The organism is Paenibacillus sp. F411 (genome assembly GCF_017582705.1).
Classification (GTDB): domain Bacteria; phylum Bacillota; class Bacilli; order Paenibacillales; family Paenibacillaceae; genus Paenibacillus_AQ; species Paenibacillus_AQ algicola.
On sequence record NZ_JAGFIP010000001.1, the window covers coordinates 370189 to 385216 of the forward strand.

Below are 15028 nucleotides of genomic sequence, written 5' to 3' on the forward strand. Positions count from 1 at the left end.
CAAAGACAGGGTATAAATGTTTATACGTTGACAACCTGTATATACAGGTATATGATGTGAATCTGAAAACTTGTATATACATGATTGAAGGAGGCAGGCCTATATGAACGGAGATGACAAGCGGGGGAAGGACTGGTGGAGAACCTCCACCGTATATCAGGTTTACCCCAAGAGCTTTAATGATACAACAGGCAGCGGTACTGGAGATATTAAAGGACTAACGGAGAAGCTGGATTATATCAGAGGGCTGGGCATTGACATTGTGTGGCTGCAGCCGGTATATATTTCTCCTCAGAATGATAACGGTTACGATGTTGCCGATTATACCTCCATTGATCCCGTATACGGTACGATGGAGGATTTTGACGAGCTGGTCTTTCAGCTAAAGCGCCGGGATATGCACCTGATGATTGATATTGTCGTCAACCATTCCTCCACAGAGCATCGCTGGTTTAAAGAAGCGAGATCCTCTAAAGATAACCCGTATCGTGATTATTATATCTGGAAGGATCCTGCCGAGGATGGAGGACCACCTAATAACTGGCAGTCAAAATTCGGTGGTCCTGCGTGGCAATACGATGAAGGAACAGGACAGTATTTTCTCACGCTGTTTGATAAAACCCAGGCGGATCTGAATTGGGAGAATCAGAAGGTTCGGCAGGAGGTTATGGATATTCTTACCTTCTGGGCGGAAAAGGGAGTGGACGGCTTCCGGATGGATGTCATTAATCTGATTTCGAAGGATCCCCGCTTTCCTGATGATGACGGCTCGACCTCCCCGGGAGATGGGCGCAAGTTTTACACAGATGGGCCAAAGGTTCATGAATATATCAAGGAAATGAATCAAAAGGTATTTCGTCCCTACAATCTCGTGACGGTCGGCGAGATGTCCTCGACCACGCTGGAGCATTGCATCCGCTATTCCAGGCCGGAGGAGAATGAATTCTCGATGACGTTCAGCTTTCATCATCTGAAAGTAGATTACCCGAACGGACAGAAATGGGAGCTGAAGCCTTATGATTTTGAAGAGCTGAAGAGAATATTGTCCTATTGGCAGATTGGTATGCAGGAAGGCGGGGGCTGGAACGCACTGTTCTGGAATAACCATGATCAGCCGAGGGCACTGAGCCGGTTCACAGATGACACCAGATATCGGCAAGAAAGCGCGAAGCTGCTGGCGACGACGCTTCACGGGCTGCAGGGTACTCCGTACGTCTATCAGGGTGAGGAAATCGGATTGCCAGACCCGAAATGGAACTCCATGGACGAATTTCGAGACATCGAGTCCAGGAATATGTACGATATTTTGCTGCAAAAGGGGAAATCTCCGGAAGAAGCAGAGCACATTATTCAGGTTCGTTCCCGGGACAATTCCCGGCTGCCAATGCCCTGGGAGAATCAGGAGCAGGCTGGATTTACAAAAGGCACCCCATGGATCAAGGTCGATGAGCGGTATCGTGACATCAATGCACGCCTCGCGGTGGAGGACCCGGAGTCCATTTACCATCATTATCGCAAGCTGATTGAGCTTCGCAAAAGCCTGCCAGTGTTAACAGATGGTGCTTATATCCGGCTCGATGAAGGGCATCCGCAAATTTATGCTTATGCAAGGCGAAATGCTGGAGAAATGCTCGTCGTGATTTCCAATTTCAGTGATCAGGAGATTTCCTTCCGCCTGCCGGAGTCTTTAAAGGCCTCAGGCTATGCGTTCGAGAATGCCAAGCTGCTGATCGGCAATGTGAAGGAAGCTCCGCGCTTGGATGTCATTGTGCGGCTTGCGCCGTATGGCTCTTTTATGTGGCTGCTGACATAGGCCATCTATATATTCTGACAGGACAGGAGAGAGGACAATGGTCAAAATCGACCGTGCTAAAGTAGAGCAGATCGTTCAAGCGGTCGGCGGCAGGGACAATATTGAAGCCGCTTCGCACTGTGTCACCCGTCTGCGGTTTGCGTTGGCAGATGAAAGCAAAGTGGACGCAAAGGCTTTGGATCAGAACGACTTAGTGAAAGGGCAGTTCTCATCGCAAGGCCAGTTCCAGGTCGTCATTGGACCGGGCCTTGTGGATCAGGTGTATGAAGAGATGATTCAAATCACCGGAGGCACCCGTGCCTCGAAGGATGATGTCAAGGATTTAGCGGGTAAAAAGCAAAATCCGATTCAGCGTGCAATCAAGACGCTTGCTGATATATTCATCCCGATTCTTCCGGCCATCGTTATGGCAGGCTTGCTGCTCGGCGTGAACAATATCCTGACGGGCGCAGATATTTTCTATGAAGGGCAATCTCTGATTGAAGTACATCCGCAATGGACGGACGTCGCTTCCATGATCAATCTGATTGCCAGCACGGCGTTCACCTTTCTGCCGGTCCTGATCGGCTGGTCGGCTGCCCGGCAGTTTGGCGGCAGTCCATTGCTCGGTATCGTGCTCGGTCTTATCCTGGTCAATCCCGGCCTGATGAGTGCCTACGATTATGCCAAAGCGAAGCTGGAAGGAACCGTCCCGGTCTGGAATTTGTTCGGATTGGAGGTGCAGAGCATTGGCTATCAGGGACAGGTGCTGCCGGTACTCGTGTCGGCATACATTCTAGCCAAATTAGAGCGATTCCTGAACAAGCGGGTTCACGATTCGATCAAGCTGCTGGTGGTAGCTCCGGTTGCGCTGCTTGTCACCGGGTTTCTGGCCTTCATTCTGGTGGGGCCAGTTACATTTGCGATCGGCAACATGCTGACCTCGGGTCTTGTAAGTATTTTTAATTCCTTTGCCGCGCTTGGCGGTCTCATCTATGGCGGCTTGTACGCCGTATTGGTCATCACCGGCATGCACCATACGTTCCTCGCTGTGGACGTGCAGCTGATCGGCAGTGAAGGGGGCACCTTCCTGTGGCCGATGCTGGCGCTGTCTAACATTGCGCAAGGTGCGGCGGCACTGGCCATGCTGTTCGTGTATCAGGAACAGAAATCGAAGGGCCTGGCCGTGACCTCATCGGTATCGGCGTTCCTCGGCGTGACCGAGCCCGCCATTTTCGGGGTTAATCTGCGCCTACGCTATCCTTTCATTTTTGGCCTGATTGGCTCCGGAATCGCGGGCATTCTCCTTGCCGTCAATAATGTACTCGCCTCTTCCATCGGGGTGGGCGGTATTCCCGGATTCTTATCCATATTCCCGAACCAATGGGGGGTCTTCTTCCTGGGGATGGCTATTGTGCTCATCGTGCCGTTCACGGGCACCCTGCTCTATGGCCGGGTGCAGATGGCAAGATTGCGGAAAAAGGCCGCCGCCGAGGACTGCGAGCCTCAGGAGGCGGTATTGATGAACACAGACGGGAAGCAGGACGAGGAGAGGGCCTCTGCTTCAGGGACTTCAGCTCCGCCGGTCACTCATCCAGATGATGCAGAGACGGCAGGGGACAATTCGTTCATGCTGGAAATGACATCCCCGCTGAGCGGAAGGGCAGTCAATTTGTCTCAGGTGCCGGACCCGGCCTTTGCAGAGAAGCAGATGGGACAAGGCATTGCGATCATTCCTGCAGAGGGTAAGGTGTATGCACCATTTGATGGTACAGTAGTCCATCTGATCAAGAGCAAGCATGCGTTAATTTTGCAAAATGAAGAAGGGCTTCAGGTGCTGATTCACGTCGGGATAAATACCGTCTCCCTGAAAGGAAGACCCTTTACTGCCCATGTGGAAACCGGGGCTAGCATATCGAAGGGTCAGCTGCTGCTGGAGTTTGATATGGATGTCATTCAATCGGCAGGCTTGCCAATCATCACGCCAATTATTATACCGGACGGCCAGGAGCAGATTAACAATGTGGAGGAGCTTCCTGGCGAAGCCATACAGGGCGAGAGCACCATTCTCCGTATTGCCTACACTCAAGGTACGTAAGCCATTGACGGGGATTCAGGCTGAAAGCTGATCGTTAAACATGTTACAATAACCGATGGTGATTAACATGAGAAACAATAATATTTTTCTAAGTCTATATAAGGACTACGCGCAGTACATTGAATCCGGTTTGCTGCCTCCGGGCAGCAAGCTGCCTTCAGAGCACGAGCTGTCCGCCGTGTATGAAACAACCCGTGAAACCGTCCGGAAGGGACTAAATCTGTTGGCCCAGAACGGCTACATCCATAAGGTGAAGGGTAAAGGCTCTTTTGTTCTGGAGAAAAGCCGGCTGAAATTCCCGATCTCAGGCCTTGTTAGCTACAAAGAGCTTTCCAAGGCGCTGGGCAAGCCAAGCCGGACTCTTGTCTACGCTGTTGAACAGATCCCGGCTGGAGAAGTGATCGGAAAAGAGCTGAAGTGCCGTCCGGATCAGCGGGTATGGAAGGTCATCCGGGCTCGTGAAATCGACGGAGAACGCGTCATTCTGGATATTGACTATCTAAACGCTAAGGTCGTCGATCATCTGAATCCAGAGATTGCCGCAGATTCGATTTATGCCTATCTGGAGCAAGAGCTGCAGCTGAAAATCAGCTATGCCGAGAAGGTCATTACGGTAGAGAGCGTGAATGAACGGGATGCTGCCTATATGGATTTGGGAGATGATCGTCATGTGGTGGCCGTTCGAGGATATGTCCATCTGGAGGATACAACGCTCTTTCAGTACAGTGAGTCACGGCACCGGCTGGATAAATTCCAGTTTGTTGATTTTGCGAGAAGGACCTCGTTAACAGATTGATGAATTCGTGAGCTTTATCATGATATTTGTTAACACAATGTAAGCCAGGCTTAGAGTGGTGTGCAAAAGAAAAGCGGTGGACGAGAGGGGTAACCCTGGCGGCCTGCCGCTTTTTTGGCGTTTTCATCGTTTTCATAAAAATGATCAGTTTCGACATCAGTTTACAATCTTCGCATCCAAGTTTAACCAAGCTCTCATCCTGCCCTTACACTAACCCTGTATATTTAGCTTAAATATGTTAAGAAACCATGGGAGTGTGAACAGCTTGAAGAAATGCAAGAGGAACAACGTCACGACCAGGTGGAGCTCCGCTCTGCTCGCAGGCACCCTGTTCATGGGACTGGCTGTGCCGCCAGGATACGGCAGTCCTGCAGAGGAAAATCTTACCCAAGGCGCATCAGTGGAATTGGCTCAAAGCGAAGCCGTGACGGTACAGGATGCGACGTACTCACCGGATCCGCAGGACGACACCGACACCCGGCCACAGAGCCCGTTTCCGGAGCTGTTAATAACAGAAGTTGTTCCGGATACGGCTAATCTGTCCGGCTCGGATGCGTACGAGTTTATTGAAATTTACAATAACAGTGATCAGGAGCTCAACTGGAGAAATTACAAGCTTTTGTATCAAAGCGATGAATGGGACACACTTCATGGGAATGACATTCTAATTCCAGCCGGTGAAGCGATCGTGCTGTGGGTGATGAACGCTGTAAATGGTGCCCTAACTCAAGATGATTTCAATCAGAACTTCGGCACCCAGCTGACAGAGGATATCAATTTGTTCCGCGTTTCTGGCGGAGGCGGGATGTCAAACTCGGCTGCAAGAACCTTGAAGATTGTCCATATCAGCGGCGAGGAGGTTATTGAGGCTTCCTATCAGAATGATGATCAGACCAAGCCGGACATGGGGATTTTCTATGCCCATCCGAGCTGGGACAGCAAGGATATGATCATGATCGATGGTACCGGAACCGTCCGTGCTACCCCGGGACAGGTTGACAGCAGCCAGACCGTGAAGCCGGAGCCGCCCGTTGGTCCTGAGCCGCCGGCTGAGACCTTCGTGCTGAATCATGAAGCTATTCCTTCGGTCTCAAGAAACGAGGACCTTGTCTTCTCGGCTTCTATCTCCTCTCATCAGCAGGGAGGAGCTGTGCCGGAGCGAGTCAATGTCAGTCTGCTGTACAGAACGGCGTCCCAGAGCCGATTCACGGTAGCTCCAATGAATTTGCAGGACGGGAAGTATACAACGACGCTGTCTGCGGACATTTTGACGGAATCTGAGCTGGAGTACCGGATTGTAGCCAAAAGCGACAATCATACCGAGCAGAGTGATCTTCATACGATTGTGGTTACAGGCATCTCGCCCTTGGATCTTCAGCAGATTCCGCCACTGCTCGTGACGGAGCTTGTCGTCAATTCCAAGAATGTTGGCAGCTCGGACGGATATGAATTTATTGAAATTTACAACAACACGGACCGCGAGCAAAGCTTCGAAAATTACAAGCTGTACTATCGCTATACCGACACAGGTCCGGAGGGAGATGTCGTTTGGGCACCGGATGTGCAGGATTTGGTCATCCCGCCGCAGGAAACGGTTGTGTTCTGGATCATCAATGCAGCGAATCAAGACTCCACCGCAGCTGATTTCAATGCTCACTACGGAACCAGTCTGCAGCACAATGTGAATCTCTTCCGTGTGAACAGTGCAGGTATGGCCAACGGATCACGCCGGGCCATTGTGCTGAAGATGAATACGGGACGTGAGGTTTCCAGCGCGTATTATGATCCGACCCTAAAGTATGAGCAGGATGAGAGCTCCACGGAAACGAAGGAAGATACCGCGCTTCTTTACAAATATCCGCTGGATGGTACATCCCGGATGATCAAGATCAGTACGGGCACTGTATTCCCGACTCCGGGAGCCCATGATCCCGCGCAGGTTCCAGCGCAGCCGGTTCATATTGAAGACGATCTCAATCCGCCAACCATTGAGGATCGTACGAACGTAACGGAGATCGATCAAGGTCAAGGCTTTTCTATCCGAGCCTGGGCAGAGGATGACAAGCAGGTTACCTCGGTGACGCTGCATATCAGATCCGACAAGCAAGCCGCATACACCTCGTTCAGATTACTGGAGGACTACGGAGACAAGCATTATTATTATGAAGTTTCTCCGGCGGACCTGATTGGGAAGAGCTATTTAGAATATTATTTTACTGTTTCAGACGGGTACAACAAACCGATCTCTTCTTCACCCTATCAGGTTCAAATCACAGGGGGAGAAGACCGCTCGGAACTGAGACTGAACGTTCACAATGAACAGGTAATCAGCGGCAGCTTCATACTGAAGGGAACCGCCGAGCAGGGTTCGCCGGATACCGTCAAGCTGTCTGTCAATAATAACGAGATTACAGCAGGCCTGTTTAATGCTTTGGAACGTGACGCCTACTTTGCTTTTGATGCCAAGAATGTGAACTATTATTTTAAGAATGCCATTACCATGGGGCCGGAGCATTTAAAGGATGAAACCATCCTGTATACGTTTATGGATCCGATTCCTTCCTATAAAACGCTGACGTTTCCGATTGAGGCAGGGCGTTTAACCGAAGGAAATAACAATGTGATCTACATCCGTCCCGGCTCCAAGTCCGGTCCTTTCGACGATCGGATCGAGGAGAACAAGGACGATTTCGAAATCCGCAATATTCGTCTGATTCTTGCGAATGGTACTGTGCTGCGTGACCCGGCCTTTGCCGATGTCGAGCAAGAGATCAAGATGGGCGATGCTGCGGGGAAATATGAGGTTCTGGGAGCTTCCTTTCATATTCCTGCAGATCAGTTTATTTCCAGAGCATATCTTTGGGATACGACTAAGGTGCCGGATGGCGTCTACCAAGTTGCCGCCGAAACCGGAACATATAGCAAGAGTGCGTATGTCACCGTAGATAATACAGCTCCCGTGATTCAAACCGGCCTGCAGGAAGGAATGCTCTACCGGGGAGCATTCAGCATTGAGGCACAGGTCACCGATCAGTATGCCGGTGTGAAGCAGGTCACTGCGCTGCTGGACGGCGAGGAAATTCAGCTTCCATATGCCACCTCCTCATCCAAGCTGGGCGGCGGTGAGCATGAGCTGGTCATTACAGCTCAGGATCATGCTGACAATAAAGCCGAGTACAGCGTAACCTTTCAGGTTCCGAATGAAAATCCACTCCAGCCGGAGTTAATTAGTCCATCCAACGGACAATCTCTGACTGGAACCACCGCTGAGCTGAAGGTGAATGTTCAGGATGAGAGCGGCGATCCCATGAAGGTATCCTTCTACCGCGGCTTTCTGCACGACGGAACGCGGATGCAGAGCTTTAACGGCTACCAGAGCGCTTCTGTTACCGAGCCGCCGAAGCAGCTGGCTCCAGCCGGAGAGCAATCCTTGTCTGCAGCAGATTACGCAGCGATCCAGGCCAAGGATGGACAGTATTTGACAACGGATTCTGAGGAGCAGTTCCCATATCAGCGTTATGAAGTGAAGCTGGATGCTTCCGTTCAGCCTGATGATGTCGTCGATATTGTTTGGGAGGGCAAATCACTTCCAGATCGGAAGGTCAGCCTGTACGCCTGGAATACAGCAGCAGCAAGGTGGGACATGCTGGATACCGTCATAGCCGGTTTGGAGGATTTTGAATTGAACTCCTCAGTACGTGCCGGGGATTATAATGCTGGCGGCAGCATCACGGTGCTCATTCAGGATGAAATTGCCGAAAGCTGGAGCGCGCCAGATTCCAGTAGCCCGGTAACGCAGGATCCTTATGACTTCTCGTTCATCTGGATGTCTGATACCCAGTATTACTCGGAATCTTATCCCTACATTTACCGAAGCATTGTACAGTGGATGGCAGAGAAAAAGGACGACCTCAAGCTGAAATATGTAATTCATACCGGTGATTTGGTGGACAAGGCCGAGCAAGAATACCAGTGGGAAGAAGCAGACCGTAACATGAAGGTGCTGGAGGCAGCACAAATTCCTTACGGTGTTCTCGCTGGCAATCATGATGTAGGACATCAGACGGGAGATTATGCCCAGTATAAAAAGTACTTTGGGGCATCGAGATTTAAGGACAGCCCGGTTTATGGCGGATCGTATGACGATAATATGGGGCATTATGATCTGGTTTCCTCTAACGGAAATGATTTTATTATTGTATATATGGGCTGGGGCTTGAAGGAAAAGGAAATTGAGTGGATGAATAAGGTGGTTGCGCAATATCCGGAGCGTAAAGCGATCCTCGCCCTGCATGAGTATTTGCTCGTTTCCGGTAACCGTGCACCGATCGCTGATGAAATTTTTGAAAAGGTCGTGAAGCCGAACCCGAATGTTATCGCTACCTTATCCGGACATTATCACGACGCCGAGCTGAATACGGAAGAGCTGGACGATAACGGAGACAGCATCCCTGACCGTAAGGTATATCAGATGCTGGCCGACTATCAGGGGGCTCCAGAGGGTGGGTTAGGTTACATTCGCTTAATGCAGTTTGATATGACCAACAACAAGCTGCACATGAAGACCTACTCGCCTTACCTGGATGATTACAATATGTATGACGGGATCCCAGGCAAGGATGAGTTCTCGCTGGATCTTGATCTGCAGCCAAGGCTGAAGCGCGTGGCTACCGACTATATTGGCGTCAAGGTGTATACCAATCAGCTGATTGGCCAAACCATGAACGTTGCCAGTGGTGACACTACAGCAATGCAGTGGAATGGGCTGAAGGCTAATGAGTATTACCAATGGTATGTCAACGTGGAGGATGATTTCAGCGGAGCTGCCTGGTCTGATGTGTGGGGCTTTGCTCTCGGCAATCCTGTTGTTAGCCCGCCTACTGGCGGAGGCAGTGTAGAGCCGGGCACACCTGCAGCTCCACCTGCAATTCCTCAGCCTCCAGTCGTGGCGGTTCCTGCCGATGGGGTTGTGGAGATACAAGGAAATGCATCAGGTCAATATCAGGTGAATGAAAATGCCGTGAAGCAGGCAGCCGCTGCAGCTGCTGCAGCCGGGTTGAAGCAGCTCAGGCTGAAGCTGCAGCCAGCCGTTGACCCTACGAGCTCTGTGCTTCCACAGGTTCAGCTGGATGTCGCTGCAATGTCAGGGGCGGCACAAAGCAAGCTGTCCCTGATGGTGGAGTCCAGTGACAGCAAGATCACGCTGCCTGCGGCAGCTTTGGATCAGCTGAGCTCCGGCGGTTCGACCTCGATCATTTTGAAATTCGGGGCACAGGCTGTCCAAGCAGGCCCTAGTCTACAGCGTGATATGACATCCTTAGGAATGCGTTTTGACATCGCAGTCACTGAGAATGATGGCAGTGCATCAACAGCCGTGGAGGGATTTGCAGCACCGATCCAAGTAGAGTGGAAGCTCACTAAAGATCAATTAAACAGGCTGGATGCTGATTATGCAGGCATATATGAGAACGTAAATGGACAGCTTCGTTATGTGGGGGGCACCTTTGCAGGAGATATGGTTTCCTTCCAGAGTGAACGTCCAGGACAATATGAGCTGCTTGAGCTTCGGAAGGAATTCAGCGATATGAGCGGCAGCTGGGCGGAGGAGTACGTGCAGAAGCTGGCCGCAAAGCATATCATCAAGGGGATCGATCATGAGCGGTACGCTCCTTCAGTATCCGTGACCCGTGCTGATTTTGCTGTGCTGGCCATGAGATCGCTGGGGGAAGAAGGTACTGATTCACCTGCTGTTCTCTTCAATGATGTAGCGGAGGGCGCGTATTACGCGTCCGAGGTCAGCAAGGCAGCAGCTCTTGGATTGATTCAAGGCTATGAAGGCAGCTTCAGGCCGAAGGATTCCATAACGCGTGAGGAAGCAGCCGTGCTGCTGCAGCGGATGCTCCGGCAGCTTGGCATTCCAGCAGCAGGCTCTAGCAGCGCTGCAGCCTTTGCGGATGCGGATCAGATTTCTCCATGGGCACTCCGTGCTGTGACGGAGCTGCAGGAGCTTGGTATTTTGAACGGAAAAGGACAGGGCGTGTTCGCGCCTGATGCTCCGGTTACCCGTGCCGAGCTGGCGAAGATGATTTACGAGGTGCGAAACCAACATAATTAATAGATTCGGGGGCTGTCCCCCAAGTAGATTCTTGTTTAACGAGTCAGCTCACTTGAGTGAGATCTGAAGCAAAACATAAAGACGTGGTGGAGTCAGGGAGGTGATCCCAGCACCGCCACGTCTTTATTATTGAATGTACAGATGAAACCGCTCCTTTTTAGATGGTTGCTAGAAACATCCATTCTGCCAAAGGACGGTTTCTTTGTATTACCTGTGTTTTGGGGGATGGATATGCACGAAGCAGCGGAAAGGACGAAACGATTGCGGACCAGCGACAGCGAGGGGAGGAACGTTTTGTACGCGGAGCAGCTCGCAACAACAAACGAGGCCATCCCGCAAGACCCTAGATCTTGTGGGAAAGCCTCTTCTTTTTGCTCTGTTCTGATTCTATAATATGTAATATAATGGTTGCTAGATTCTGGAGTTTGTAAGAGTATTGCTTGAATATAAAGGAGCGCCGTTGATGTATATCCCCAAACCCTTTCGAATGGAAGAACAAGAGACGCTGTACGCCTTTATTGAGCAAAACAGCTTTGGCATTCTGATCTCTGCACCATCTTCATCTGCATCTCCCTCAGCACTGCAGGCCAGTCATCTTCCGTTTCTGCTTCAGCCAGAGAAGCACTGCCTGACCAGTCATCTTGCCAGGGGCAATGATCAATGGCGGGAGCTGGAGGGGCAGGAGGTGCTCGTGATTTTCCAGGGCCCGCATCATTACATCTCTCCTTCCTGGTACGGAACCAATGCAGCAGTTCCGACCTGGAATTATACCGCAGTGCATGTGTATGGCCGGGTAGAGCTGCTGGATGACCGTGCAATGTTTCCCATGCTTCAGGAGCTGGTGAATACATATGAGGAGCCTTCCAGTGTTTACCGGCTGGATGAGAGTAATGAAGAGCTGGTAACGGGTCTCCTTCAAGGCATTGTCGGGTTTAATATCAGGATCAGCCGTATAGAGGGTCAGTGGAAGCTCAGCCAGAATCATTCCCGGGACAGACAGGAGCGCGTCATTCAAGGGCTGAGAGGTGCCCAGAATGAGCAGGCAGCGTCACTGGCAGCGCTCATGCAGGGGAACCTGAAGTAGCATCAACAGGCTTCAAGTTCAGCGTGCACCGCAATCAATTAAAGCTGAGGGTGGTTTGTGACATGAAAAAGGCAGTGTTAGCCGGAGGAACAGGCTTTATCGGCACCTATCTTGCACAGCAGCTGAAGACACTTGGCTATGAATTGCACCTGATTTCAAGGCAAAAGGAGCATATTTCCTGGGAGGATGCTTCCGGGATCCAAGCTGCTCTGGATGGAGCAGAGCTGCTCATCAATCTGGCAGGCAAATCCGTAAATTGCCGGTACAATGAACGAAACAAGCAAGAAATATTTGACTCCCGTACGGAAACGACGAGAATCCTGGGGGAGGCCGTACTCTCGTGTGAGCAGCCGCCAGAGCTCTGGATCAATTCCAGCACGGCAACCATTTACCGTCATGCTGAGGATCGGCCGATGACAGAGGAGCACGGGGAGATCGGGTCCGGCTTTAGTGTCGAGGTGGCCCAGCGATGGGAGGAGACCTTTTTTGGCTTTCAATTGCCCTCCACCCGGCAGGCTGCCCTGCGGATTGCCATCGTGCTGGGACCAGGCGGCGGGGTAATGACTCCCTTTCAGAACCTTGTCCGTTATCGGCTGGGCGGCCGGCAGGGACCGGGAAGTCAGATGTTCAGCTGGATCCATCTTGAGGACCTTCTGGGCATCGTGCTGTTTCTGCGGGATCGCAGTGATTTGAGCGGAGTCTTTAATTGCTCTTCCCCTCAGCCGGTTACGAATCGAGAGCTCATGTCGTCGCTGCGCAAGGTCATGGGGACCTCCTTGGGTCTGCCCTCGCCGCGCTGGATGCTGGAGATGGGAGCCATCTTTATCAAGACAGAGACTGAGCTTGTACTCAAGAGCCGCTGGGTTCTTCCGGACCGGCTCTTGAAGGAAGGGTATACGTTCAAGTATGAAGGGCTGGAGCAGGCATTGCAGCACATTATTAACACAGATCAGGCCATGAAGCGTTAATGATTTAAGGAATGGCGAATCCTAACAATGACAACCTGGAGGCATACCATCGTGGAATCATCGTTTCATTCTTCTTCATCTACCAAAGAAGATATCGTTATTTATGGAAAGCCGGGGAAGCTGTTTGTTCTATCCCTGCTGTTCGTGCTGTTCGGTGTCCTGTTGATGGTGATCGGGCAATCTGAAGAAGCAGACGCCTTCATACTCGTTGCCGTAGGCATTGTGTCGATTCTCGTCTTTGGCTTATGCATGCTGTATTTCTTAATGCGTCTGATAAAGCCTAGACCTGCGCTGGTCATTGACCGCGAGGGCCTGACCGATCATTCATCCTATGTCAATGGTGGACGGATCCGCTGGGAAGAAATTGAGGATATTGTTCTGTACAGCTATATGAACCAGCATATGATTGGCATTCAGCTTAAAGATGCGGAAGGCTATGTATCGAGTCAAAAGGGTCTGAAGCGGCTGCTGATCCGCATGAATAAAAACATGGCATCTGCAGATGTAAGTATTATTAAGCAGAGCGTCTCAGAGAATCTGGAAAAGGTCTATTTAATCCTGTTGAAGCATTGGAAGCAGTCGCAAGGTAACGCTGTGAAGGAAGGCTCGTGAAACCTTCTCAGTCAGGTGCAAGAAGGGGCTGTCCCAAATGTAGTTTTTTTATGAAAAATTAAGCCAGAAATGAAGAAATGGCGATGCTGGGGAGGTTATCCCTGCATCGCCATTTCTGACTTTTGGTCTATTGCCGCCTTCTTGAGCAAATGATGAGCGAGCGAAAGCCATCCGACCTCAAGGGTTACTTTTGGCAGGCCTCGAAGCAGACAGCGCCGTAATCCGCAGCGGAGAGGACGAAACGATTCCGGACCCGCGGTAGTGGTCGCCTTTGCCCCCGAATTTCTCCCTTGGTAGAATCATTCAAAGAAATTTGAGGGCAGCAGCGAGGGGAGGAACGTTTCGTACGGTGAGCAGCTCGCAACAACAAACGAGGCCATCCCGCAAGACCCTAGATCTTGTGGGATGGCCCCTTTAATTTTTACGGATGCTGTTAAGCCGTTTACGAATCAAACGAGATTTCTTTGCCCAGCTCGGAGGAATCGTAGATCGCCTGAATCATTTTGGCCGAAATAATAACGGTATCGATGTGAGAGGGCAGCTTCGTACCGGTCCGGATGCTGCCTAAGAAAGAATCAATCTCTGCCTGAAATTGATCCTTCTTGTTGAACTTCGGAGTAGATTCAATCAATGCACCGCTTTTGGCACTATACAGCTTGAAATCACCGCCATAGGTGAGGCGAATGCCGGCTTGATCTCCCAGGAAATCAATATACATTTCTTCTTCGCCGATATTTTGAGCCCAGGCTCCGTTCATGGAGATGGTAGGGCCCTCTGTCCGAATTAACGCGGTCACAAAATCATCCACGTCATATGTACCGTCATATTTTGGCGGTCCGGCCCACATGTTTAGGTAGGCATAATCCTTCAAATTACGGCCGAGCTTCGAATAAGCTTGCGCACTGACGGTCTTGGGCTTGGGATCGCCTGAGCAATACATCACGATATCGAGGTAATGAATTCCCCAGTCAATCATAACACCCCCGCCTGCAACCGCGCGCGTCGTAAAGGCGCCGCCAAGTCCGGGAATGGAGCGATGTGCACGGAAGCTGGCATAAATATGATACAAATCTCCCAGCTCACCGTCCTCAATCATATCCTTGATGATATTGACTGCGGTGTTGAAGCGGTTGACGACGCCAATGAGCAGGATTTTGCCGGTTTCCTGAGCCGCCTTCTGCATCTCAAATGCTTCCTCGTACGTTCGAGCAGCTGGCTTCTCGCACAATACATGCTTGCCCGCTCTTAAGAATTCAATAGACACGGATGCATGGACGTGATTCGGAGTACAGACAGAGACGGCATCCAGATCCGGATCATCCAGAATGTCCTTGTAATTTTGAACCGCGGTGCCGCAGCCATGCTCGCGAACGAGCTCTTCGGCGAGAGACAGGTTAAAATCACAGAAATATTTGATTTCAGCACCGGGACTTTTCAAATACGCTGGAATATGAGCCGCTCTCGCGATGCCGCCGCAGCCGACGATGGCAATCTTTAACGTTTCCTTCATGAGATCCCTCCTGCAGACTGGTTAGTTTTTCTACCCTATATTAAACACGCCCG

General features: G+C 51.0%; 8 protein-coding genes. 7 read left to right on the plus strand and 1 reads right to left on the minus strand.

Going from position 1 to position 15028, the window contains the following annotated elements; translation table 11 throughout:
• The first annotated feature begins 103 nt into the window (after nucleotides 1–103).
• The 7 genes from treC to JJQ72_RS01675 all read left to right on the plus strand — a co-directional run bounded on the left by treC (nucleotide 104) and on the right by JJQ72_RS01675 (nucleotide 13465).
• A complete protein-coding gene (treC, locus tag JJQ72_RS01645; protein ID WP_208202509.1) occupies nucleotides 104–1813 on the plus strand; it encodes an alpha,alpha-phosphotrehalase in 1710 nt (569 codons plus the stop codon).
• 37 nt (nucleotides 1814–1850) lie between these two features.
• Nucleotides 1851–3890 (plus strand): PTS system trehalose-specific EIIBC component, encoded by a 2040-nt coding sequence (gene treP, locus JJQ72_RS01650; RefSeq protein ID WP_208202510.1) that lies wholly within the window; start codon nucleotides 1851–1853, stop codon nucleotides 3888–3890.
• A gap of 67 nt (nucleotides 3891–3957) precedes the next feature.
• On the plus strand, nucleotides 3958–4686 hold the full coding sequence (gene treR / locus JJQ72_RS01655) for a trehalose operon repressor (RefSeq protein WP_138226259.1): 729 nt from the start codon (nucleotides 3958–3960) through the stop codon (nucleotides 4684–4686).
• A 265-nt stretch (nucleotides 4687–4951) separates the two neighbouring features.
• Nucleotides 4952–10801 carry an S-layer homology domain-containing protein gene (locus tag JJQ72_RS01660; RefSeq protein WP_208202511.1) on the plus strand — a complete coding sequence of 1950 codons (5850 nt, stop codon included), beginning with the start codon at nucleotides 4952–4954 and terminating at the stop codon, nucleotides 10799–10801.
• A 463-nt stretch (nucleotides 10802–11264) separates the two neighbouring features.
• Nucleotides 11265–11885, plus strand: coding sequence for an FMN-binding negative transcriptional regulator (locus tag JJQ72_RS01665; RefSeq protein ID WP_138226257.1), 621 nt, complete (start codon nucleotides 11265–11267; stop codon nucleotides 11883–11885).
• Between the two features lie 62 nt (nucleotides 11886–11947).
• Nucleotides 11948–12853, plus strand: a complete 906-nt coding sequence (locus tag JJQ72_RS01670; RefSeq protein ID WP_208202512.1) for a TIGR01777 family oxidoreductase — start codon at nucleotides 11948–11950, stop codon at nucleotides 12851–12853.
• A gap of 51 nt (nucleotides 12854–12904) precedes the next feature.
• The gene (locus JJQ72_RS01675; protein WP_208202513.1) at nucleotides 12905–13465 is read left to right on the plus strand and encodes an STM3941 family protein; all 561 of its coding nucleotides are present in this window, start codon (nucleotides 12905–12907) and stop codon (nucleotides 13463–13465) included.
• Between the two features lie 442 nt (nucleotides 13466–13907).
• Here the strand turns inward: JJQ72_RS01675 and JJQ72_RS01680 are convergent, their stop codons facing one another.
• The gene (locus JJQ72_RS01680; protein ID WP_208202514.1) at nucleotides 13908–14975 is read right to left on the minus strand and encodes a Gfo/Idh/MocA family protein; all 1068 of its coding nucleotides are present in this window, start codon (nucleotides 14973–14975) and stop codon (nucleotides 13908–13910) included.
• Nucleotides 14976–15028: the final 53 nt, after the last annotated feature.